The organism is Paenibacillus sp. FSL R5-0486 (genome assembly GCF_037975155.1).
Lineage (GTDB): Bacteria > Bacillota > Bacilli > Paenibacillales > Paenibacillaceae > Paenibacillus > Paenibacillus amylolyticus.
Window position 1 is genome coordinate 33,323 of the sequence record NZ_CP150237.1, and the last position, 22,581, is coordinate 55,903.

The following is a 22,581-nucleotide window of genomic DNA, read 5'->3' on the forward strand; positions in this document are numbered from 1 at the left end:
ACGGTAGGTATTCAGGAGGATGACATCATGTTGCGAAGATTGATTCATGGTGCAGAACCGGATTATGTTGGTCCAATCTGTGTTCTGTAGAAAATTTGGTATAGTCACGTCAAAGACATCATGCATTACTTTAGACGGCGAGGCTATGAAGGAGGACGGAGAAGTGGGCACATTCCAACCAGAAGAGACCCATGAGTCACGATCATCCAGTAAGTCTTTCGCGTTGCGGTGGAAGCATGAGAACATGCGTCAAATGGCATTGATCGCGATTTTCTCAATTGCGCTTACAATCATGATCTTGTTAGTCGTTTACGGTCAGGCCGGGAAACAAATTTCACTGGTTATTGATGGCAAAGCTCAGGTGGTAGAGACTCGTACAGGAATGCTTCAGGAAATGCTGGAGGAGCAGTCGATCACAGTCAGCCCTCACGATAAGGTATCCATGTCCATGAATGGGGCGTTAACAGATGGAGACCGAATCGTTATTGAGCGGGCCGTTCCAGTTAACATTACGGCAGACGGAGACACCAAGACTCTGTATACAACCGATTCATCGGTAGAAGATGCAATTCAAAAATCAGGTATTCAAGTTGAAAGTAATGATAAAGTGTATCCGGCGCTTGGAACTGCTATCAAAGCGGAGATGAAGATCCGTGTAGTGCGCGTAACAAAGCGTACAGTGGATGTAGAGCAACCGATCGCTTACAAAGTCATTAAAACGGCTGACCCTAGCTTGTACAAAGGTGATAACCGTGTCGTTGTGAACGGCAAAGAAGGCACAATTGTACAGCATATCGAAAAGGTATTTCAGGATGGAGAATTGGTCTCCAAAAAAATGGTCGGCAAATCTGTCGCTAATAATCGTGTAGATAAAGTGATCGCTGTCGGCACAAAAGCAAAACCGGTCGTGAAAGAACCTGAGATTCAGACCGTATCGGCTCAAACTTCAACAACCAAAAAGGCTACAACAACGAACTCGAAGAAAACATCTGCCTCGGGCAGCAAAGTGATTACCGTATCCGGGACTTCTTTTAAATACTCCAAAGTACTTAAAAATGTATCCATGACTGCTTACTCTTCCGAAGAGCCTGGCATTGGAACTAAAACAGCTTCCGGTACTCGTGTAACGGAAGGACGCACCATTGCGGTTGATCCCAAAGTCATTCCAATTGGCTGGTGGGTATATATCGAAGGTCTGGGATTCCGTCGTGCGGAAGATACAGGCGGTGCCATTAAAGGCAACAAAATTGATGTGTATTATGACAGTGTGAAGCATGCCCTGAATTTTGGACGTAAGAAAGGCAAGACGGTCTACGTGATCGGTCCGGTGAAGCCGGAAGCGAACTAAAATCGTTTTACTTTGAAATGGGAATGCTATAAAATAGTTGCATGAATGATTCATGCGGAATATGCGGCGGAGGAGTCTGAATTCAGTCTCCCCCGCCGTTTGGCAGAGAAGAGGATATTCCTCTTCTTTTTGCGTTAGAAAGGAAGAAATGGAACATGATAAAAGAAGTCATTGTGGTGGAAGGCCGTGACGACACGGTAGCTATCCGTCGGGCCGTGGAAGCCGATACCATAGAAACAGGTGGATCAGCAATCAACCAACGCATTCTGAAGCGGATTGCGCTTGCTCAGGAGAGACGGGGAGTCATTGTACTGACAGATCCGGATCATGCTGGCGAACGCATTCGAAAAATTATTGCGAACAAGGTGCCAGGCTGCAAACATGCCTTCATTCCGGAAGCCGATGCAACGCGCAAAGGGGACATTGGGGTGGAGAATGCCTCACCAGAGGCGATCCGTCATGCTCTGGCGCGCGTACATACTTCATACGAAGGTGCTCCGAGCCTGATCGATTGGGAGGACCTGATCGCGGCAGGACTTATTGTACATCCGCAGGCTGCTGCACGTCGCATGGAGATGGGCAATCTGCTGGGCATCGGATATTGTAACGGAAAGCAGTTCCATAAACGTCTCAGTGTATTTCAGATTACACGGGAAGAATTCTCTACAGCATTAGCGCAAATTGAACGTGAAGGATTGTGAGCATATGAAGAACATGGAAGAGACGATTGAAATTGCAACGCCCAAGCGTACGAAAGAGATTATTCAAAGACACGGATTCTCATTTAAGAAAAGTCTGGGTCAGAACTTTCTGATCGATCAAAATATACTGAACAAAATTGTTAATGCAGCCGATCTGGACGAGTCTAAGGGCGCACTGGAGATCGGGCCGGGTATTGGAGCCCTCACGGAGCGACTGGCTCGGGTAGCCGGTCCCGTCACAGCCGTAGAGATTGACCAGCGCTTGATCCCAATCCTGGGAGAAGTGATGCAGCCTTATTCGAATGTACGTGTTCATCATGGGGATGTGTTGAAGCTTGATCTGGCTGAGTTGTTTAATACGGATTTTGCATCCGTGGACAAAGTCAGTGTCGTAGCTAACCTGCCTTATTATGTAACGACTCCAATCATGATGAAACTGCTGGAAGAGAAGCTGCCGGTAGACAGCATTGTTGTCATGATCCAAAAAGAAGTGGCTGAACGCATGGCTGCTGCACCAGGATCAAAAGACTACGGTAGTCTAAGCATCGCAGTTCAGTACTACAGTATGCCGGAACTTGTGTGTATTGTGCCTCCTACGGTCTTCATTCCGCAACCTAATGTGGAATCAGCTGTCATTAAGCTGAAAGTGCGTGAGCAGCCACCAGTGGAGATTCCGGATGAAGCACACTACTTCGAAGTGGTACAGGCTTCTTTTGCCCAGCGGAGAAAAACAATCTCAAACAACTTGAAGGCACGTTTCTTCACAAAGGAGAACCGGGAACAGGCAGACATTCTGCTGGAGCAGGCAGGTATTCAACCGTCCCGACGTGGAGAGACGTTGAGTCTGCAAGAGTATGCCACACTCAGCACCGTAATGTGGGAAGCAGGGGTACGTGCAGCGCTGTAAAATTTGAATGAACCAAACCGGGTCTCTGCCCATACGATGGGGTAGAGGTGATTACGTTGATGAATATCGGAGACTTGGTCGTTCGGAAGTCATACGGCGGCGATGTGACTTTTCGGGTGGAAGGCCTCCAGTTGGATGCTGCGGTCATTAAAGGGACTGAGTTCCGGCTGATTGCCGATTCCCCGGTGGACGATTTGATACAGGTTCCCTACGAACCACAAAGCGCCAAGACCAGACAGGCGCATATTAAAGCACATCAGACCCTGTCCCGTCTGCAGCAGAATCGTATGGAACAGGCTGAGCGGAATCGTGAAGGTCTGGTACAGGATTGGTCTGCCCAGCAGGAACCGGCTTATTTTGAAATGCCTGGAAAGGTGCTTCATCTGGATGGAGATCCGAACTATTTGAAAAAAAGTATGGATCTCTATGAGCAACTTCGTGTACCCGCAGAGGGACAGTATGTCCATGAATCGGCAATGGCAGATACCTTATACCGCTTATTACCCAAAGTACGTCCGGATATCGTAGTTATTACGGGTCATGATGGGGTGTTAAAGACACGTCAGCCCTATGACTTATATAGTCTTGGTAGCTACAAGAACTCGCAAAATTTTGTGTCGGCTATTCAGGTGGCCAGACAATATGAACGCCATCTGGACGCCCTCACTATTGTTGCAGGGGCCTGTCAGTCCCATTTTGAGGCACTGCTGCGCGCTGGAGCGAACTTTGCCAGTTCCCCAGGCAGAATTCTCATTCATGCACTTGATCCGGTCTATGTGGCAGCCAAGGCCTCCTTTACCTCTGTGCGCGATACGGTCAACATGAGTGATGTTCTGCACAATACCATCAGTGGTAGCCAGGGTGTGGGTGGTGTCGAGACACGGGGGAGTTACCGGGTAGGTCTGCCTGGGCTGAATGATTTATCTACGCTAAAAGTGAACCCGTCGGCAGTCTGATGTAGGCCATTTAAAGTCCCAATTTGGGGCTTTTTTTGTTTGCAAAAAAATTCATTGACAACAACTTTTTGATGCTGATATAATAATTAGTTTTGATTTGACAATGACTGTAAAATCCGGTATAATGGACAAGAAAAGAGGTGGTCGTCGACAATGGCTAAAAACACGCTGTTGGATATCAAACGCAATCTCGATGCACATATTGGTCAGAAAATTATGTTGCGGGCTAATGGTGGCCGCCGTAAGACCATTGAGCGTACGGGTGTATTGGAAGAAACGTACCCTTCTGTTTTTATTGTTAAGCTTGATGAGGAGCAAGAAACCTTCAAGCGAGTATCTTATAGTTATGCGGATATACTTACGGAATCGGTGGAAGTCATGGTTTATGACCCGGGCAGCCAGACGCATAGCTCCTATATGGAGACGTAAGTATCGATTTACAGGCGATTCGCCCCACAAGGCGGATCGCTTTTTTGTTTTCTTTAAACACCAATTCTCCCTCTAACGTAACCCATACATACTCAGGAATGAGCGAGGAACGGTCGCGGCATACTATATGGACAGGTGAAGGGACAGTTTCTTAAGCAATGCAGGAAACTGAATATGGCCTGGTGACAAAATGTCCAAAACGTGAACGAACAACGAACTCATCACATTATGAAGGATACTTTGGAGGAGGATGGTTCATGAGTCGCAGAAGAAGAAGTGTCATGTCAGAGGATCTGAAGAATGAGCTCGCGAAAGATCTGGGCTTCTATGATACTGTGCAACAGGAAGGCTGGGGCGGAATTAAAGCCAAGGATGCAGGAAACATGGTAAAACGTGCAATTCAACTTGCTGAACAGGCTGCGCGCAAATCTTAATCCGTTTCAAGCAGACTTAAAAGCGGGGAAATCCGTCAGGAACAACCCCGCTTTTTCCCCTTAGATGCGGAATACAAATGACTTGACAGCCCCATTTTGATATAATATGTTAAGTTGTCTTAGGGAAAAGGTGAGGACGGGTGAACGCCTTGAAAATTTACGAAAAAGCGCCTGCTAAAATTAATTTGATGCTGGACGTTTTACATAAAAGAAGCGATGGATTCCATGAAGTTGAAATGATCATGACCATGGTCGATCTGGCTGATCGGCTGGAAATGTCTGAGCTGCCGCGAGATACTATTTTCATCTCCAGTCAGGCGGGTTATATCCCGCTCGATGAGAAGAATCTGGCTTTCCAGGCAGCCAGACTCATCAAGGAACGCTATAACGTGCGTACGGGCGTCCATATTCATCTGGATAAAAAGATTCCAGTTGCAGCCGGACTCGCCGGCGGCAGCAGTGATGCAGCAGCAACGCTGCGTGGATTGAACCGTCTATGGCGGTTGAATATACCGGATCACGAACTTCAGGAGCTTGGGGCTGAACTTGGGTCGGATGTTCCATTCTGTATCACAGGAGGGACTGCACTCGCTACAGGCCGTGGTGAGAAGTTAACTCCCATTCCTAATCCGCCGCAGTGCTGGGTAATTCTGGCCAAGCCTCCGATTAATGTGTCTACAGCTGATGTGTACGGAAGGTTCCGCAGTGACAAGATTGTTCGTCATCCGAGTGCAACTAAAATGAAGCAGGCTATACGCAATCAATCATTTACGGAAGTCTGTGACCAGATGGGCAATGTGCTTGAAGATGTAACGTTGAAGCTGTATCCGGAAGTTCAGCATCTGAAGGATGCCATGATTCGATTGGGTGCAGACGGCGTGTTAATGTCTGGTAGCGGTCCAACGGTATTTGGCCTGGTTTCCAAAGAATCCAAGGTTGCCCGGATATACAACGGTCTGCGTGGGTTCTGTAAAGAAGTTTACGCTGTGCGTATGTTGACGTGAAATTCGCTTTTATAATGTACAAACACGTATAAAGGTGTTATATTCTTAAATAATTATTCGGATTTGGATGTTTCCGTGATCGTGAGGATGGATCTCTGTGAAGAAGTTAAAACGAAGCGCAAGGCTGGTTGAAATGACGCAATACTTATTGTCCAGACCGCATACGGTTATTCCGTTGACCACATTTGCCGAACGTTATGGTGCCGCAAAGTCTTCAATTAGTGAAGATTTGGCGATTATCAAGGAAGTGTTCGAAGAAGGTGGGTCAGGAGAACTGCATACACTGGCTGGAGCAGCCGGGGGAGTAAGATGGATTCCGAAGGTATCCCGAGAACTGGCATTGGCATTTGCGGAGCGGCTCTCGACCCAGCTCGCGCAACCTGATCGGATCTTGCCTGGAGAATACCTGTACATGTCCGACTTGCTTGGTCAGCCCGCATTGATGAATGAAGCCGGCAAGATTTTTGCAACGGCCTTTGGCAATATGAATATTGATGTGGTTATGACGGTAGAAACCAAAGGAATTCCATTGGCTTATGCGACCGGAGCCCAGCTCAACCTGCCTGTCGTGCTCGTACGCAGGGACCATCAGGCTACAGAAGGATCGGCCGTAAGTATCAATTATGTATCCGGGTCCCACAAAAGTCTGCATACCATGTCCCTCTCTCGTAGGGCGATGCGTGAGCATTCCAGAGTACTTATTGTGGATGACTTCATGAAGGCCGGGGGTACGGTGCAAGGAATGATCGATCTTTTGGCCGAGTTTAATGCTACAGTAGCCGGGGTAGGGGTACTGGTGGAATCTGGTTCTGTGGATTCAGAAGAACGCCTGTTAACAGATTACGTATCTCTGGCGAAACTGACAGCGGTTGATGCCAAGAGCAGACAGATTTCCGTCAAGCCTGGCAACTATTTTGACCTGTAGAAAGATGACGAATGTTATGTCGTTAAAAGGTCTTTTCCATCGACCTGGCACTAACGTTGTCGAATTGTGTATTAAATAAAAAAATTCCTGAAATTAGGAAATTTTTGTGGTTATAAAAAGAAGGAGTTCGTATATGCTGTGTGGAATTATACACCAAGTTCTGATGGAAAAAGGTGGTGAACACACACATGCAAATTACGGATGTCAGACTCCGCCGTGTTAACTCGGAGGGGAGAATGAAGGCTATCGCATCCATTACCATCGATAACGAATTCGTCGTTCATGACATTCGTGTCATTGATGGTAACAACGGAATGTTTGTTGCTATGCCGAGCAAACGTACTCCTGATGGAGAGTTCCGTGATATCGCCCACCCGATCTCTTCCGGTACGCGTGAGAAGATTCAGGCAGCAGTTTTGACTGAATACGATCGTGCGGCAACTGAGGAAGAAGTCATTGAAGAAGGTGCCTGAGAACATTATTGGGGTTCGAAGGAAAAGAGAGCCATGTCTTATGGCTCTCTTTTCTTTTTGACCGGAATAAGATATATTCAGTATTGAGTTTATTAGCAGAGAACAAAAAGCGCATCGTGCGCTTGGTGGCAGGGCGGCATCTTAGGAATCATTGGGATTCGGTTAAGCTCGCAGGTACACGGCGTATACATATAGGTCACGATTCGTTGGTGTCCGCGTTGTTACGTGTGATTACAGAGACAGCAGGCGATGAACAGGACCGGCTTGAAGCCGGCTGAACGATACTCATTGGATATAGATCAGCAATGCATTTCAATGGGATTTTCAGAACAGGAGGTCGTTAATTTTGAAACGAATGGCAATCGTTCTTGCCGCAGGGCAAGGAAAACGAATGAAATCAAAATTGTACAAAGTACTGCATCCCGTATGCGGTAAACCTATGGTTGGACATGTGCTGGATGCAGCACTTAGCGCAGGCGTTGAACGCAGTGTAGTTGTAGTCGGTCATGGTGCCGAAGCGGTGCAGTCATTTTTGGGTTCCAGAGCGGAGTATGCACTTCAGGCGGAACAACTGGGTACAGGTCATGCAGTGAAGCAGGTTAAATCCTTGCTTGGCGGTGAAACTGGCTCTACGATTGTGGTCTGTGGAGATACACCACTTGTGACCAGTGAGACGTTGGAAGGTCTGATGAAGTTGCATGAGAGCAGCGGAGCAGCAGCCACAGTTCTTACGGCTCAGTTGGACAATCCCAAAGGTTATGGCCGCGTCATTCGCGGAGAAGATGGATCTGTACAACGGATTGTGGAACAAAAGGATTGCACAGAGCAGGAAGATGCTGTGAATGAGATTAACACAGGCACATACTGTTTCGATAATGCAAAATTGTTCGCTGCCTTGGAAAAAGTGACGAACCAGAACGCTCAGGGAGAGTATTATCTCACAGACGTAGTTGGCATTTTCCGCAATGATGGAGAAGTGGTTGAAGCTTACATGTCGGATGACATCGCAGAATCCATCGGGGTTAACGACCGTCTTGCACTTTCGCAAGCCGAAGCCTTCATGCGTGAACGTCTTGCCGTACGCCATATGTTGAACGGTGTGACAATCATTGATCCGTCATCGACATATATCGGAGCGGATGTTACGATTGGATCAGATACAGTTCTGTATCCGGGGACGATCCTCAAAGGCACAACTTCCATTGGTGAAGCATGTCATATTGGTCCTCAGGCAGATGTGGAAGACAGCGTTATTCAGGACGGAGTTACGATTAAACATTCGGTAGTATCCAATGCCGAGGTTGGTTCTGATGCAACGGTAGGTCCATTTGCTAATTTGCGTCCAGGGACTAAACTGGGTCGCAACGTAAAAATTGGTGACTTTGTTGAAGTGAAAAATGCTACAATTGATGAAGGATCCAAAGTATCTCATCTCAGCTATATTGGGGATGCCAAAGTAGGGAAAAACGTAAATGTTGGATGCGGGGCAATAACTGTCAATTATGATGGTTATAATAAAGCTGTGACAACGATTGAAGATGATGCTTTTGTAGGTAGCAACGTCAATCTGATTGCACCGATTACGGTAGGAAAAGGCGCTTATGTGGTTGCTGGCTCTACCGTTACCCATTCCGTTCCCGAGAATGATCTGGCCATTGCTCGTCCACGTCAGGAGAATAAACCTGGTTATGCGGAGAAGATTCGCGGACGTGCCAAAGCCAAGAAACAAAATGCCAAACCCCAATAAGGGGTTTTGATAACAAGATTGCCTCCCGAAGATCGGGGAGGTGCCGACATGTCGCAGACGCTTATTGATTCCAATGAACCAGCACGGAGGGTTTTTATTTTATGACTTATTTTGATTCGAAATTAAAAATATTTACTTGCAATTCTAACCCCAAGCTCGCCCATCAAATTGCTGATTATATCGGGATCCCTATGGGTGAATCTCACACAACCAGCTTTAGTGATGGCGAGATTCAAGTGAAACTCTCCGAGAGTGTTCGGGGTTGTCACGTTTATATCGTGCAGTCCACTTGCTTGCCGGTTAATGATAACCTGATGGAAATGCTCGTTATGATTGATGCACTCAAACGGGCATCTGCCAAGACGATTAACGTCGTTATTCCTTACTATGGCTATGCAAGACAGGATCGCAAGGCACGTTCGCGTGACCCGATTACAGCGAAACTGGTTGCTAACCTGATTGAAAAAGCGGGTGCAACCCGTGTTATCGCGATGGACTTGCATGCAATGCAGATTCAGGGATTCTTCGACATTCCAGTCGACCATTTGCTTGGCGTGCCAATTCTGGCTCAATATTTCCGGTCGAAACAGATCGAAAATCCGGTTGTTGTGTCGCCTGACCACGGTGGCGTAGTACGCGCACGTAAACTGGCTGATTTCCTGAATGCACCCCTGGCGATTATCGATAAACGTCGTCCTGAGCCAAATGTGAGCGAAGTGATGAACATTATCGGTAACATCGAGGGTAAAACAGCTATCCTGATCGATGACATTATTGACACGGCGGGAACGATTGTACTGGGAGCGAATGCTCTGATGGAAGGCGGCGTAAAAGAAGTATACGCGTGCTGTACTCACCCGGTATTGTCCGGACCTGCGATGGAACGTTTGGAGAATGCACCATTGAAGGAAGTCATCGTAACGGATACTATTCCAATTACGCATGCTAATCCGACAAGCAAACTCAAAGTGTTGTCTGTAGCGCCTTTGCTCGGAGAAGCGATTATCCGGGTTCATGAGGAATTGTCAATCAGCAAGCTGTTTGAAATTGAATAAGGATGTCTGCATAAAGTAGTAGAGGGGTTACGTTTTCCGGTTCAATGGAAAATGTAACCCCTGTCGGCGTGCCGTTTTATTAAAAGTTAAACAGACGCTGGTCAGCTAATACCCGGGGCGGGAGATAAATCGGAAACGACGCCGATGAAAAAGCGTGTCGGCAATTTCGACGAATTGATTATCGAAACGTGTGATTAGACCAATCTCAATATGGGTGTCGCGGTCGTATACCTGTACAGGTACGTGATATTCGAGATGATAGATAAAATCGCTATGTTGAGTCAGTTGTCCATTGTCTTCGCGCAAAACCCGCTCACCTTCCTGGGTCGATAAAATATTAACTGTGAACACTACAGTAAATCGATCTTTACTTTCTTGATATTATATGAAATATAAGATTCGAAGTCTATGCCTCACCTCAGGCTAATCCGAAGGAGGGAACAAGATGAAGTGGATTGTCGGACTTGGAAATCCAGGCTCGAACTATGCCAAAACCCGTCATAATATCGGTTTTATGGCACTGGATCGGTTGGCTGATCGTCATAATATCTCCATTACACAGAATAAATGTAAAGCGCTGATTGGAGAAGGCAATATTGGCGGTGTGAAAACCGTACTGATCAAACCAATGACCTATATGAACTTGTCTGGTGAATCGGTTCGAGCATATATGGATTTTTATAAAGTTAGTCTTGAAGATCTGATTGTTGTGTACGACGACATGGATACAGAGATTGGCAAAGTCAGATTGCGTTACCAAGGTAGTGCAGGCGGACATAATGGAATCAAGTCCATTATTCAGCATACCGGTACACAGCAGTTTAACCGGGTGCGCATGGGAATATCCCGGCCTGAACCAGGACATGCCATTGTTGATTATGTACTGTCGACATTTATGAAGAAAGAAAAGGAAGCCCTTGATCAGACCATTGAGCAAACATGTGATGCCCTGGAGCATAGCTTGACTCATACGTTTGAACAAACAATGGCGAAGTTTAACGGTTAATTTTGTAAGACATACTGGTAAAATGATCATAAAGACGGGTTCGATTCAGCCATACTGGACATACTGGATGTATAAACCATGTTCAGGAGGCATAAACATGTCAGTGAATTACGTATGTAGGCATTGCCGTACCTTTATTGGACGAATCGATTCTGCCCGGATAACGGAAGTAGAGCTCGGCTTTCATTTCTTGACCCCCGACGAGCGGAGGGATATAATAGCGTATAATTCCGGTGGTGACATTACCGTTCGGATTACATGTGATTACTGTAAGGAAGCCCTGGAGCACAATCCGGAGCTTAGCCTGCTCGCGAGTCCGCTTCAGTAGACATCGCCTGTACAGGATCGAATGACAGTTGAGGGCGGTTGCGTAATAACGCTCCACCTTTTATAGCCTTGGCAGCCTGCTGAGGCTTCTTTTCAGTTGGCATGAAAGTCATGGCTATCTCGAAATCAGGCTCAGCCGCATCAACAGATGTGGCAATGTTGCGAGTAATCCGATATGATGAAACAGGACAAAAAGGAATTTGTATCCATTTTAATAGTGATGCTACGCGTATGCGTGAGATAATCAAGTAAGTTATAAGAGAGGTGCCCCTTTTGTTACAAGCACTTATACAGGCTTTTTCCAAAGATCCGGATTTCGGATCCATTACAGCCGGAATCAAGTCCGGCATGAAGGAACAATTGGTTTCGGGTTTATCCGGCTCGGCGCGTCAGATTATGCTGGCTGCCTTGCATCAGGAAATGAACCGACCATTGCTCGTAGTAACACATAATATGTTTTCAGCTCAAAAAATTGCAGAAGATTTACAGGAAGCGCTTTCACCTGATCAGGTGTTGATCTATCCTGCCAACGAACTTGTCGCTGCGGAAGCTGCTGTTTCCAGCCCGGAAACATTGGGTCAGCGTATTGATGTGTTGGTCCGTTGCGCCCAGGGATTCAGGGGCGTTGTTGTTATTCCTTTTTCCGGGGTAAGACGTTATGTTCCGCTTCCGGAAGTGATGGCCAATGCTCGAATTTTGATCAAACAGGGTAACACACTTCAACTGGACTCCTTCCTACTGGAGATGGTAAAGCTCGGATACGAGCGTGTGGAACGCGTGGAATCTCGTGGTGAGATGAGTGTACGCGGAGGTATCATCGACTTCTATCCGGTTACTTCATCGATCGCATATCGGGTGGAGTTATTTGATGATGAGATCGACTCCATTCGGACATTTGATCCAGCGGATCAGCGTTCGATTGAACGGATTGAAGAAATTACGGTTTTACCATGCAAGGAGTTAATTGCAGATCGTGAACGTATGGAAAAGGCTGCCGATGCGGCTGCTCTTTTGCTGGAGCAACAACTGGAGAAAATGACGGACCGGCAGGCGAAGCTGCGTCTTCGTGAGGAAATTCACCGGGAGATCGAGCTTTTGCGGGAACACGTGTATTTCTCCGAAATGTATAAATATATTTCTCCGCTCTATCCGGAGAACAAAACGATCTACGACTATATGCCAGAAGATACCCTGCTGGTTCTTGATGAGCCTGCCAGACTATCGGAGACATCAAAACAGCTGGACCGTGATGAATCGGAGTGGAACCTGCATTTGATGCAAAACGGGAAAACACTTCCGGATCTTCCATTATCCGCAGACGGTGATGAACTCTTGTATGAGCGTCCATTCCAGACGCTGTTTATGTCGATCTTTTTGCGCCAAGTTCCACACACCCAACCACAGAACATTCTGAACTTCATCAGTCGTGGCATGCAGGATTTCCATGGACAGATGAACGTACTGAAGGCAGAGATGGAGCGTTGGCAGAAGGCCGGAGTCAAAGTGCTCATGCTGGCGAACGGTGAGGAGCGACTCGAGCGGATGCGCCGGGTACTGATGGACTATGATATTCCAGAGCCAGAGATGATGATCGGTAATTTGCAAACGGGATTTGAAATGCCGTCCATTCATTTGGCTGTTGTGACCGAAGGCGAGATGTTCTCGCAAAAACAGCGTAAAGTACGCAAACCGATTCGGAATGTAGATAATGCTGAACGGATCAAATCCTATAGCGAGCTAAAAGTGGGCGATTATGTCGTTCATCAGAACCACGGGATTGGTAAGTACCTGGGGATCGGCACCCTCGAGGTTGGCGGTATTCATAAGGACTACATGCATATTCTCTACGCGGGTGGAGACAAACTGTCTGTACCTATTGAGCAGATCGATCTGATTCAGAAATATGTTGGTTCCGAAGAGAAAGAACCGAAAATATACAAGCTGGGCGGCAATGAGTGGACACGGGTTAAAAATAAAGTCCGCACATCTGTACAGGATATTGCTGATGATCTAATTAAGCTGTATGCAGAGCGTCAGACCTCCAAAGGGTTTGGATTCGACAAGGATTCTGCGGAGCAGCAGGAATTTGAGGACATGTTCCCTTACGATGAGACACGTGATCAGGTGCGTGCGATCGAAGAAATCAAAAAGGACATGGAACAAAACCGTCCAATGGATCGTTTATTGTGTGGGGATGTTGGTTACGGCAAAACCGAGGTGGCTATTCGGGCTGCATTTAAAGCAGCTATTGAAGGCAAACAGGTGGCTGTACTCGTGCCAACAACCATATTGGCACAGCAGCATTTTGAGACGTTCCGTGAGCGCTTCTCCGGTTATCCGTTCAACATTCATGTGCTTAGCCGGTTCCGCTCCCGTAAAGAGCAGAATGAAACAGCCAAAGGCATCAAGGCAGGCACAGTGGATATTGTCATCGGGACACATCGATTGCTGTCGCAGGATCTGGTGTTCAAGGACCTGGGACTGCTCATTGTTGATGAAGAACAGCGCTTTGGTGTAACCCATAAGGAAAAACTGAAGAAGCTGAAAACCAATGTGGACGTGCTGACACTGACGGCAACGCCGATTCCGCGTACGCTTCATATGTCCATGCTGGGTGTGCGTGATCTGTCCGTTATCGAGACTCCACCAGAGAATCGTTTCCCGGTGCAGACCTATGTGGTTGAGCACAGCCAGGCGCTTGTACGTGAAGCCATTGAGCGTGAGCTTGCCCGTGGTGGGCAAGTGTATTACCTCTACAACCGTGTTCAGGGAATCCAGGAGATGGCAGCCGAAATTTCTGAACTTGTGCCTGAAGCCAAAGTTGGTGTAGGACATGGTCAGATGTCGGAAACAGAGCTGGAGAAAACGATTCTGGACTTCCTGGATGGTGAATATGACGTGCTTGTGAGCACAAGTATCATCGAGACCGGGGTAGATATTCCGAACGTAAATACACTGATCGTACATGATGCGGATAAAATGGGACTCTCCCAGCTGTATCAACTGCGCGGACGTGTGGGTCGTTCCAACCGTATTGCGTATGCCTATTTTACGTACCAACGGGATAAAGTGCTTACTGAAGTTGCTGAGAAACGTCTGCAATCAATCAAAGAATTTACCGAACTGGGTTCAGGATTCAAAATTGCCATGCGTGACTTGTCGATTCGTGGTGCGGGAAATCTGCTAGGAGCGGAGCAGCATGGTTTCATCGCTTCCGTCGGGTTTGATCTGTATTCCCAGATGCTCGCAGAGGAGATCAACAAACGCAAAGTTACGATGCTTGGCGAAGAGCCGGTACCTTCAGACCAGTGGAACACAACGCTGGATCTCAGTATCGATGCCTACTTGCCGTCCGATTATATCTATGACAGTATTCAGAAGATTGAGATCTACAAAAAAGTGGCGGTCATTGCATCCTTCGACGATGCGATGGAGTTGGAAGACGAATTGGTTGACCGATTCGGTGATCTTCCGGAAGCCGTCATTAACTTGCTGGCTGTTGCGCGGATGAAAGTATACGGCAAAATCTACGGTATTGAGTCCATTTCCCAACGTGGTGAGGACATTACCGTGAAGTTCTATGAAGGGCGTGAACATGCCTTTGAACTCTCGAAAATCGCGCACATTGGAAATCAGTTCGAAAGACGTGTACAATTTGAACAAGGACCCCATATGCTGATTCACGCTAAAGGCAAGGGGCTTGGGGATAAGCAACTGATGGAGCTGGTAGAGAAAATTCTGGAGTCCATGAAAACTGCTTTTAAATCAAAGGGGGAACTAAAGGATGTTACCAAAGTATAAAAAAGTAGGAAAAGTACTGTCTGTGAGCATGGTTGCAGTACTATCCTTATCACTGCTTGCTGCATGTGGCAAGAAGGAAGAAGCAAAAACACCTGAATCCACGGATACAAGTGCTGTAGTCGCTACGTATGATGGTGGTACTATTACAGCCAATGAATTCGATATGGAGCAACGTGTCATGAAATTCCTCTATCCGGAGTATGCACAAATGATGGATATGGACGATTTCAAAGAGTATCTGGTAAAACAGGAAGTTGCTTATGAATATCTGAGTGGCAAAGCAAGTGAAGAAGCCAAAACAGCAGGTACAAAAGCGGCAACTGAGCAATTCGATAAAATGAAAGCTTCTGTTCAGGCAGATCAATGGACAGAAATGCTCAAAGCTCAGAAACTGACTGACGACAACATTAAAGACTACATGACTCGGATCATGACAGTAATCAAAGATAAAGAAACAGGCGTTACGGACGATGCAATCAAGGCTGAGTTTGAGAAAAACAAAGATCAGTTCACAACGGCTTCCGTTCGTCACGTGCTGATTAACTTCACAGATCCAAAAACGCAAAAAGAGCGTAAAAAAGAAGATGCACTTAAAATTGCAAAAGAAGTAAAAACCAAGTTGGATGGCGGAGCTGATTTTGCTGAAATTGCAAAAAAATATTCCGAAGATCCAGGTTCTGCTGAAAAGGGTGGACTGTATGAAAATACACCTGTAGGCAGCTGGGTAGAGGCATTCAAGGAAGCTGCAAAAACATTGCCACTGAACAAAATCAGTGATCCAGTAGAGACAGAGTACGGTTACCACGTCATGAAAGTGGAAGCTCGTACAGAAGCTGACTTTGCCAAATTGACGGCTGAACAAAAAGAAAGTCTGAAGAGCCAATTGGCTGCAGCTGAAATCGATACGTTCATGCAAAATGAATTGGACAAAATCGTAAAAGAAGTTAAACTGCCAAAAACAGAAAAAGCTGAAGAAGGTAAGACTGAAGGCACAACTGAAGGCACTACGGGTACAGGAACTGAAGGAGAAAAAACAACCGAACCAAAAACGGATGACTCCACAGGTACGGATACCAAGACTGACCAAGGTACGACTGGAACAGACAAAGATGCAACTACAGATGAAGGTACAAGCAGCAAGTAAGCTGGTAAAATTGCTGTGTTAGCATACGTTCAGGGGTTAAATTCGCCCGAATGAATGCCTTGTACTTTGTAAATATGGACAACCATACAGAGAAGCAAGGGGAGGACTTAGGACCTCCTTCTTGCTTCTTCTTTTATATATTCAAGTCATATGGGTACATGGTCGCCTTCTTCGAAAGTTACACAACTATATTCTCCGAAGCATGTATAAGGAAATGGGAACAGATGAATACTATGGTCAAGATATCACACTAAACGTTCTGGGACTTTCCTCTACCCATTAAGGAACAGTAGTTGAAAAATCTTCTCGAGAAAGTGGGGCAACATGTGAAATGAAAGCTACTGGTATTGTCCGCCGTATAGATGACCTTGGTCGTGTGGTCATTCCAAAAGAAATTCGCCGTACGTTACGTATTCGTGAAGGTGATCCACTGGAAATTTTCGTGGATCGTGATGGAGAAGTTATCCTTAAAAAATATTCGCCAATCGGTGAACTTGGTGATTTTGCCAAAGAATATGCAGAATCCCTGTATGAGAGTACAGGACATGTAACGATGATTTCTGACCGGGATACCATCATCACGGTGGCAGGTGGTTCGAAAAAAGAGTATTTGGACAAGCAGGTAGGTCAACTGTTAGAGGGATGTATGGAAAACAGAAAGACCATTTTGGAAACAAACAACGGTTCTTATGAGCTTAGCAAAGATCATGACGAGACGTTATCCTCTTTTGTTATTGCGCCGATTATTTCAGGTGGTGACCCCATCGGAACGGTTATCCTATTCAATAAGGATGAATCGGTGAAGATGTCTCAGATGGAAGTGAAGATGTCTGAGACGGCTGCTGGTTTCCTTGGCAAGCAAATGGAACAATAGATCGCAGATCAACTCCTGGTGCCCTGTCTTGGGCATACGGGAGTTTTTGCATTTTAAGGGACAACGAAGTTAATCCGGATGATTGTGATGGGGGAGGGTTAGTCTGTGTGCCTTCAGGCAGTTATAATAGCAAGGTATGCTTAAAAGGATTACGCGGGAGGGACTTATGAAACAGCCGTCTACAGGCTCAAGGCTGCTACAGGGTGCATTTATACTTGGGCTTGCTGCCATTATCTCTAAAATTATTGGTGCTTTTCAGAAGATTCCGCTGCAGAATCTGGGGGGAGACGGTGTATTTGGCATCTACAATACGGTATATCCGTTATATATGCTCATTATCACGCTTGCTGCTGCAGGGCTGCCGCTGGCCGTATCCAAATTCGTAGCAGAACAGAACGCACTTGGAAGACCAGACGAGAGCAGAAGAATTATTCGACTATCTTCCCTACTGCTCGGGGGAATTGGAATTATAATGGCGCTCTTGATGTATGCAGGTGCGCCACTGATCGCTGACATGATTGGCAACCGCCATGTGGTTCCATCGATTCGTGCAGCTTCATGGGCGTTATTGTTCGTACCGGTGATGACAGGGCTGCGGGGATATTTTCAGGGATTACAACAGATGGTTCCAACAGCGGTATCACAAGTGGTGGAGCAGACGATACGTGTCACCGTCATGATTGTTTTGCTTCTGTGGTTGATGAGACGGGATGCTTCGCTTGAGACTATTGCTGCTGGTGCCATGATGGGCTCCGTTGCTGGTGGAATGGTTGGGCTGTTAACCATGTTAGGATACATGGTCCGTCACCGGCGAAAAGGCAGGGAAGTGGTCAACGGGCAATTGAATTCGGAATGGAGCAGTAACAGTGGAGAGGTTGGATCAGATCGTCATGAGCGTCAGGAGAATACACCGGTTACGCCGCTTAAGAAAACGGTGAGTGCTATTAACCCGGCTCTGGCAGAAAGATCACGATCCAATGGGGAGTGGATCAAGACGCTGCTCATGTACGCCATTCCCGTCTGTCTCGGGTCACTCGCCGTGCCGTTGATGAATCTGGTGGATACCTTCACCGTGCCACGGCTTCTACGGGGAGAAGGGCTGGATGAGCTCCAGTCGATGGTTTCCTTCGGCATCTACAACCGTGGATTGCCGCTGGTTCAACTAGTGACGATGCTTGCCACGTCACTGTCTGTGCTCTTTATTCCGGCGATGGCGGAAGCCCGGTTAAAGGGCGGGCCAGAAGCCGTCCGGCAGCAAGCAGGCCTCGCGCTGGGCTGGTTCTGGTTGATCGGCCTGGCGGCATCCGCGGGTCTCGCGGTGCTGGCGGAGCCGATTAACCGCATGCTGTACGGAGATGCCGCAGGCACCGAAGCACTGCGGTACATGGCGCTGACGGCTGCGGGCAGCACCGTCAGCATTATTGCGGCGGCGCTGCTGCAAGGCCTCGGCGCCGTGCGCGCACCCGCGTTCAGCATGCTGGCCGCCGCAGGCGTCAAGGCGCTGCTGAACGTCATGCTTGTGCCGGCGCTGGGCATCAGCGGCGCGGCCCTGGCAGGCGCAGTCGCCTACATGCTGGCGGCTGGCCTGAATGTGGCGCTGCTGGCGCGACTTGTCGCCCTGCGCCCTGCCCCTGGCGCCGTCCTGGCGAAACCGGCGCTGGTGATCGCCGCCATGAGTCTGGCGGCGTTAGGCACGGCCTGGGCCGCCGAAGCCGTGCTCGGCGGCATGGGTGTCGCGGCCGACCGCAGGCTGGCCGCGCTGGGCGTGAGCCTGCTGGGCATTGCCGCAGGCTCGGCCGTGTTCTTGCTGGCGGCGGCCCGGACAGGGCTACTGACCGCCGCGGAGCTGGCGGCTGTGCCCAAGTTGGGGCCTCGCCTTGCCAAGCTGCTGGGCAAACTGCGTGTGCTGCGCTAGCTTCATGCTCACGGTGCTTCTACACCCAGCACAGCGAATATGCAATTATAGGATATCGAATGATTCTGGTATAATACGTGTAATTAGTCCTGTTCAGGCATGATGAATCAGTGAGCCTGGACAGGATAGTCCGGATGGAGGTTTACGTAATGAGTGCAGCTTTAACCGTAGTGGGTCTTGGATCTGGAGATGCAGACCAACTGACCGTAGGTATTATCAAAAAAATGAAACATGCAGCTACGCTGTATGTACGTACCCTGGATCATCCCGTATTGAATGATCTGAAGCAAGAGGGACTGGAGATGACATCATTTGATGCGATCTATGAGGAGAAGTCCTCCTTCCCCGAAGTATATGATGAGATCGCGAACCAACTGATAGAAGCCGCTCGCGAGGGTGAGGCTGGAACGGAGATTGTGTATGCCGTACCTGGTCATCCGATGGTGGCAGAAGCAAGTGTACGCCTGCTCAAAGAACGTTGTCCGCAGATGGGCATTTCACTGCGTGTCATGGGTGGAGAGAGTTTCCTGGACGAAGCTTTTATACGGCTTGGATTCGACCCGATTGAAGGGTTTCAACTTCTGGATGCCAGCAGCCTGAACACGGAATTGGTACAACCACAGCTACATACGTTGATCGGACAAGTCTACGATGTGTTCACTGCTTCGGATGTGAAGCTATGCCTGATGGAGGTTTACCCGGATGATTATCCGGTATTTGTGGGTCATGCGTTGGGTGTGCAGGGTCAGGAGGTCATTCACAAGATTCCATTGCACGAACTGGACCGGATCGAAGGGTACGGCAATCTGTCACTGATCTATGTACCGAAGAACACTGATGATGCCCTGCGTCGCCGTTCCTTTGCGCGTTTGCATGAGATCGTCAATATTCTTCGCAGTCCGGGTGGCTGTCCATGGGATCAGGAGCAGACGCATCAGTCCATTCGCAAAAACCTGATTGAAGAGACCTATGAGGTCATTGAGACGATCGATGAGGATGACCCCGACCATATGAAAGAAGAACTGGGTGATCTGCTGCTGCAGATTTTATTGCATTCCCAGATGGAAGAAGAAGTAGGCACATTTAATGTGTATGATGTCATCGAAGGTTTGAATGATAAGCTGATCTTCCGCCATCCACATGTTTTTGGTGATAATAAGGCAGAAGACGCGATTGAAGCTCTTCAGAACTGGGAACAGATGAAGGCAGAGGAGAAGAAGCGCAAAGGCCAGGATCAGCAGAAGGTTTCCGTGCTGGATGGTATACCGCGTGACTTGCCTGCATTGATGAAGGGATACAAGTTACAGAAGAAAGCAGCCAAAGTAGGCTTTGACTGGGATGATGTTGAAGGTGTGTTTGCCAAGATCGAGGAAGAACTGGCGGAGTTGAAAGAAGCGGTGCAACAAGGCCAGTCTGCGGAAGAACGGAAGCTTGAACTGGGTGATTTATTATTCGCAGCCGCAAACGTTGCAAGATTCATCGATACGGACCCGGAAGAGGCGCTTGCTGCGACCAACCGCAAGTTCATGGGGCGGTTCCAGTACATCGAAGAGCGTCTTCGCGAACAGGGAAGAACACCAGCAGATAGCAATGTAGAAGAGATGGAGCAATTCTGGCAGGATGCGAAGAAGGCAGGATTATAACAGGTTCAATTTTCTGGGAAAAGCCAGATAACCTTATTCCATTCATGCTATGCAGTGTGTTATGATAATACGAACATGTGTTCATCTGTCCTGACTGGGATAGGTGTTTAGCGACGGATGGTTTCGGGTACTGGTCTTAGACTGTTGCCTGCGTACCATCGACAAAAAGCTAAAAAAAGTCGCGGACTAAGGCAGGATTTCAGATGCCAAGCCAGAATACATGTGTAGTAACCTAACGCGAATCAGCGGCAATCAATGTATTGTCAGGAATCGCAGATACTTTTTTTTCAATTTGGGAGGCTTTTAAAAATGAACAAAACAGATCTGATTAACAACATTTCAACCAAAAGTGGTTTGACTAAAAAAGACGTTGAGTCCGTATTGAACGGCTTTTTGGGAGAAATTACAGATGCACTTGCCAGCGGAGACAAAGTACAATTGATCGGCTTTGGCACTTTTGAGACCCGCAAACGTTCCGGTCGTACCGGACGTAACCCACAAACAGGGAATGAAATTGTGATTCCTGAGTCCACTGTTCCTGCATTCAAAGCAGGCAACAAACTTAAAGAAGCCGTAAAATAATGCGTCTTGATAAATTCCTGAAGGTCTCCCGGCTAATCAAACGCCGCACTGTGGCCAAGGACGTCTCTGAACAGGGACGTGTTCTGGTGAACGGACGTGAAGCTAAGCCCAGCGCCGCTGTCAAAGTGGGCGATGAGCTGACGGTTCAGTTCGGTCAGAAACTGGTCACTGTGAGGGTGGAACGAATTGCCGAGAGTACCAAGAAGGATGAGGCGAGTAGCCTCTACACCTTGGTGAAGGAAGAGCCGATCGCCAAGGATAACGGAATGAACTGGTAACAGTACATCTGGTATTAAATATTCATTCAATGCAAGTTGAATCGAAACGTCCTCCTGTAACAGGGAAGGGCGTTTTTGTTTTTACTGGATGCCGGGTTATTTGTTCAACAACGCTGGTTCTATTCCAACCTCCACACCCATAAGCTAGGTGTAAGAAGGAGGGGTACATGCCATGGTTGAGCACGGTAAGGCCAAACAGCATCATCTAAGCATGCAGAATCGGAAACTGCTGGATCTGACGGGTGTCTCCAACGTGGAGAGCTTCGACAGTGAGGAATTTTTGCTGCAGACTGAACTTGGGCATCTGACCATCCGGGGGCACAATTTACATATCAAAAACCTGAGCCTGGAGGAAGGTCTGTTATCCATTGAAGGCACTGTCAGTTCGCTCCAATATCTGGACCCCGGTTCCCAGTCCAAAAATGGTAAAGGCCTGTTTGGCAAGATGTTCCGATGAGTCCGGATACTCAATGGATCACATTGATGTGGATGCTTACTTCGGGGGTCGTGATGGGAATGGCCTACGACAGTTACCGGGTACTGTCCGGACAGCTGCGGTTTCCGAGATGGAGTATTCACACGCTCGATCTGTTGTACTGGGTTGCTTCCGCGCTGTTCGTTTTTCGGATGCTATACGCCGGAAACCACGGACAGTTGCGGTTTTATGTCTTTTTGGGGCTGATTATAGGGGTTTGCTTCTATTTTTGGCTTTTAAGTGTTACAACCCAGCGTTTTGTGGTAATGTTAATTAAACTCGCAAGAACGCTGATTCATTGGTGTGGACATATCCTTAACATCCTGATCGTTATGCCGGCTAAAGGAATTTATAAGTTAATTCGCGTATTATTCGGTTTTGTAATTGCGATACTATTATTCCTGGGCAGGCTGGTGCTACAGTGTTTGGTACCTTTCGGCAAGTTGTTCCGCTGGATGTTTAGGCCGCTCCTGAAACATTGGGTAACGCCACGCTTCATGATCCGTGTGGGTACAAGAATTGCAGCGATGTGGAAACGCTGGTTTTAAGGAGGTCCG

The 22,581-nt window shown here is 47.6% G+C and carries 24 protein-coding genes; 23 read left to right on the top strand and 1 reads right to left on the bottom strand.

Annotated features, from left to right (window positions below):
• The first annotated feature begins 163 nt into the window (after positions 1-163).
• The 12 genes from MKY01_RS00150 to MKY01_RS00205 all read left to right on the top strand — a co-directional run bounded on the left by MKY01_RS00150 (position 164) and on the right by MKY01_RS00205 (position 9,979).
• Positions 164-1,348 (top strand): 3D domain-containing protein, encoded by a 1,185-nt coding sequence (locus MKY01_RS00150; protein ID WP_074092915.1) that lies wholly within the window; start codon positions 164-166, stop codon positions 1,346-1,348.
• A 155-nt stretch (positions 1,349-1,503) separates the two neighbouring features.
• Entirely contained in the window at positions 1,504-2,049 is a 546-nt protein-coding gene (gene rnmV, locus MKY01_RS00155; RefSeq protein WP_017691379.1) for a ribonuclease M5, read from the top strand.
• Positions 2,050-2,053: 4 nt separating this feature from the next.
• Positions 2,054-2,956 (top strand): 16S rRNA (adenine(1518)-N(6)/adenine(1519)-N(6))-dimethyltransferase RsmA, encoded by a 903-nt coding sequence (rsmA, locus tag MKY01_RS00160; protein ID WP_100528122.1) that lies wholly within the window; start codon positions 2,054-2,056, stop codon positions 2,954-2,956.
• Positions 2,957-3,015: 59 nt separating this feature from the next.
• Complete coding sequence (gene yabG, locus MKY01_RS00165) at positions 3,016-3,912, top strand: sporulation peptidase YabG (RefSeq protein ID WP_017691377.1); 897 nt, start codon at positions 3,016-3,018, stop codon at positions 3,910-3,912.
• A gap of 153 nt (positions 3,913-4,065) precedes the next feature.
• Positions 4,066-4,341 carry a Veg family protein gene (locus MKY01_RS00170; protein WP_017691376.1) on the top strand — a complete coding sequence of 92 codons (276 nt, stop codon included), beginning with the start codon at positions 4,066-4,068 and terminating at the stop codon, positions 4,339-4,341.
• A gap of 257 nt (positions 4,342-4,598) precedes the next feature.
• The gene (locus MKY01_RS00175) at positions 4,599-4,775 is read left to right on the top strand and encodes a small, acid-soluble spore protein, alpha/beta type (protein ID WP_017691375.1); all 177 of its coding nucleotides are present in this window, start codon (positions 4,599-4,601) and stop codon (positions 4,773-4,775) included.
• A 149-nt stretch (positions 4,776-4,924) separates the two neighbouring features.
• Entirely contained in the window at positions 4,925-5,779 is an 855-nt protein-coding gene (gene ispE, locus MKY01_RS00180) for a 4-(cytidine 5'-diphospho)-2-C-methyl-D-erythritol kinase (protein ID WP_076329928.1), read from the top strand.
• 97 nt (positions 5,780-5,876) lie between these two features.
• Positions 5,877-6,704, top strand: coding sequence for a pur operon repressor (purR, locus tag MKY01_RS00185; RefSeq protein ID WP_017691373.1), 828 nt, complete (start codon positions 5,877-5,879; stop codon positions 6,702-6,704).
• A gap of 188 nt (positions 6,705-6,892) precedes the next feature.
• Positions 6,893-7,177, top strand: coding sequence for a septation regulator SpoVG (gene spoVG / locus MKY01_RS00190; protein ID WP_017691372.1), 285 nt, complete (start codon positions 6,893-6,895; stop codon positions 7,175-7,177).
• Between the two features lie 83 nt (positions 7,178-7,260).
• Positions 7,261-7,455 (top strand): hypothetical protein, encoded by a 195-nt coding sequence (locus MKY01_RS00195; protein ID WP_124118801.1) that lies wholly within the window; start codon positions 7,261-7,263, stop codon positions 7,453-7,455.
• 68 nt (positions 7,456-7,523) lie between these two features.
• Positions 7,524-8,924 (top strand): bifunctional UDP-N-acetylglucosamine diphosphorylase/glucosamine-1-phosphate N-acetyltransferase GlmU, encoded by a 1,401-nt coding sequence (glmU, locus tag MKY01_RS00200; protein WP_036606127.1) that lies wholly within the window; start codon positions 7,524-7,526, stop codon positions 8,922-8,924.
• A gap of 101 nt (positions 8,925-9,025) precedes the next feature.
• Positions 9,026-9,979: a ribose-phosphate diphosphokinase gene (locus tag MKY01_RS00205; RefSeq protein ID WP_017691370.1), complete on the top strand. Its 954-nt coding sequence runs from the start codon at positions 9,026-9,028 to the stop codon at positions 9,977-9,979.
• Positions 9,980-10,084: 105 nt separating this feature from the next.
• Here the strand turns inward: MKY01_RS00205 and MKY01_RS00210 are convergent, their stop codons facing one another.
• Entirely contained in the window at positions 10,085-10,285 is a 201-nt protein-coding gene (locus MKY01_RS00210; RefSeq protein ID WP_024633712.1) for a hypothetical protein, read from the bottom strand.
• Between the two features lie 139 nt (positions 10,286-10,424).
• Here MKY01_RS00210 and pth point away from each other — a divergent pair, with 139 nt between their 5' ends.
• From pth to yabQ, 11 genes are all read left to right on the top strand, one after another.
• On the top strand, positions 10,425-10,985 hold the full coding sequence (gene pth / locus MKY01_RS00215; protein WP_036606126.1) for an aminoacyl-tRNA hydrolase: 561 nt from the start codon (positions 10,425-10,427) through the stop codon (positions 10,983-10,985).
• A 97-nt stretch (positions 10,986-11,082) separates the two neighbouring features.
• Complete coding sequence (locus tag MKY01_RS00220) at positions 11,083-11,313, top strand: anti-sigma-F factor Fin family protein (protein ID WP_017691368.1); 231 nt, start codon at positions 11,083-11,085, stop codon at positions 11,311-11,313.
• Between the two features lie 272 nt (positions 11,314-11,585).
• Positions 11,586-15,113 carry a transcription-repair coupling factor gene (gene mfd / locus MKY01_RS00225; protein WP_036606125.1) on the top strand — a complete coding sequence of 1,176 codons (3,528 nt, stop codon included), beginning with the start codon at positions 11,586-11,588 and terminating at the stop codon, positions 15,111-15,113.
• Complete coding sequence (locus MKY01_RS00230; protein ID WP_036668467.1) at positions 15,097-16,257, top strand: peptidylprolyl isomerase; 1,161 nt, start codon at positions 15,097-15,099, stop codon at positions 16,255-16,257. Before mfd ends, MKY01_RS00230 begins: the two co-directional genes overlap by 17 nt.
• A gap of 331 nt (positions 16,258-16,588) precedes the next feature.
• Entirely contained in the window at positions 16,589-17,131 is a 543-nt protein-coding gene (gene spoVT / locus MKY01_RS00235) for a stage V sporulation protein T (RefSeq protein ID WP_036606123.1), read from the top strand.
• A gap of 166 nt (positions 17,132-17,297) precedes the next feature.
• The gene (locus MKY01_RS00240; RefSeq protein ID WP_339284942.1) at positions 17,298-19,046 is read left to right on the top strand and encodes a polysaccharide biosynthesis protein; all 1,749 of its coding nucleotides are present in this window, start codon (positions 17,298-17,300) and stop codon (positions 19,044-19,046) included.
• A 149-nt stretch (positions 19,047-19,195) separates the two neighbouring features.
• Positions 19,196-20,689: a nucleoside triphosphate pyrophosphohydrolase gene (gene mazG, locus MKY01_RS00245; RefSeq protein WP_127551182.1), complete on the top strand. Its 1,494-nt coding sequence runs from the start codon at positions 19,196-19,198 to the stop codon at positions 20,687-20,689.
• 309 nt (positions 20,690-20,998) lie between these two features.
• Complete coding sequence (locus MKY01_RS00250) at positions 20,999-21,271, top strand: HU family DNA-binding protein (protein WP_017691362.1); 273 nt, start codon at positions 20,999-21,001, stop codon at positions 21,269-21,271.
• Positions 21,271-21,549: an RNA-binding S4 domain-containing protein gene (locus MKY01_RS00255; protein ID WP_017691361.1), complete on the top strand. Its 279-nt coding sequence runs from the start codon at positions 21,271-21,273 to the stop codon at positions 21,547-21,549. Before MKY01_RS00250 ends, MKY01_RS00255 begins: the two co-directional genes overlap by 1 nt.
• A 172-nt stretch (positions 21,550-21,721) precedes the next feature.
• Positions 21,722-22,006: a sporulation protein YabP gene (gene yabP / locus MKY01_RS00260; protein ID WP_036606119.1), complete on the top strand. Its 285-nt coding sequence runs from the start codon at positions 21,722-21,724 to the stop codon at positions 22,004-22,006.
• Positions 22,003-22,572, top strand: a complete 570-nt coding sequence (gene yabQ / locus MKY01_RS00265) for a spore cortex biosynthesis protein YabQ (RefSeq protein ID WP_017691359.1) — start codon at positions 22,003-22,005, stop codon at positions 22,570-22,572. The genes yabP and yabQ overlap by 4 nt, the downstream gene beginning before the upstream one ends.
• The last annotated feature ends 9 nt before the right edge of the window (positions 22,573-22,581 follow it).

Excerpts from the sequence above, each read along its gene's own strand:
- rnmV (WP_017691379.1), top strand. The coding sequence starts at position 1,504 with ATGATAAAAGAAGTCATTGTGGTGGAAGGCCGTGACGACACGGTAGCT.
- MKY01_RS00255 (WP_017691361.1), top strand. The coding sequence starts at position 21,271 with ATGCGTCTTGATAAATTCCTGAAGGTCTCCCGGCTAATCAAACGCCGC.
- MKY01_RS00175 (WP_017691375.1), top strand. The coding sequence starts at position 4,599 with ATGAGTCGCAGAAGAAGAAGTGTCATGTCAGAGGATCTGAAGAATGAG.
- MKY01_RS00250 (WP_017691362.1), top strand. The coding sequence starts at position 20,999 with ATGAACAAAACAGATCTGATTAACAACATTTCAACCAAAAGTGGTTTG.
- yabG (WP_017691377.1), top strand. The coding sequence starts at position 3,016 with ATGAATATCGGAGACTTGGTCGTTCGGAAGTCATACGGCGGCGATGTG.
- pth (WP_036606126.1), top strand. The coding sequence starts at position 10,425 with ATGAAGTGGATTGTCGGACTTGGAAATCCAGGCTCGAACTATGCCAAA.
- rsmA (WP_100528122.1), top strand. The coding sequence starts at position 2,054 with ATGAAGAACATGGAAGAGACGATTGAAATTGCAACGCCCAAGCGTACG.
- MKY01_RS00220 (WP_017691368.1), top strand. The coding sequence starts at position 11,083 with ATGTCAGTGAATTACGTATGTAGGCATTGCCGTACCTTTATTGGACGA.
- yabP (WP_036606119.1), top strand. The coding sequence starts at position 21,722 with ATGGTTGAGCACGGTAAGGCCAAACAGCATCATCTAAGCATGCAGAAT.
- spoVG (WP_017691372.1), top strand. The coding sequence starts at position 6,893 with ATGCAAATTACGGATGTCAGACTCCGCCGTGTTAACTCGGAGGGGAGA.
- mazG (WP_127551182.1), top strand. The coding sequence starts at position 19,196 with ATGAGTGCAGCTTTAACCGTAGTGGGTCTTGGATCTGGAGATGCAGAC.
- MKY01_RS00240 (WP_339284942.1), top strand. The coding sequence starts at position 17,298 with ATGAAACAGCCGTCTACAGGCTCAAGGCTGCTACAGGGTGCATTTATA.
- MKY01_RS00205 (WP_017691370.1), top strand. The coding sequence starts at position 9,026 with ATGACTTATTTTGATTCGAAATTAAAAATATTTACTTGCAATTCTAAC.
- MKY01_RS00230 (WP_036668467.1), top strand. The coding sequence starts at position 15,097 with ATGTTACCAAAGTATAAAAAAGTAGGAAAAGTACTGTCTGTGAGCATG.
- MKY01_RS00170 (WP_017691376.1), top strand. The coding sequence starts at position 4,066 with ATGGCTAAAAACACGCTGTTGGATATCAAACGCAATCTCGATGCACAT.
- spoVT (WP_036606123.1), top strand. The coding sequence starts at position 16,589 with ATGAAAGCTACTGGTATTGTCCGCCGTATAGATGACCTTGGTCGTGTG.
- yabQ (WP_017691359.1), top strand. The coding sequence starts at position 22,003 with ATGAGTCCGGATACTCAATGGATCACATTGATGTGGATGCTTACTTCG.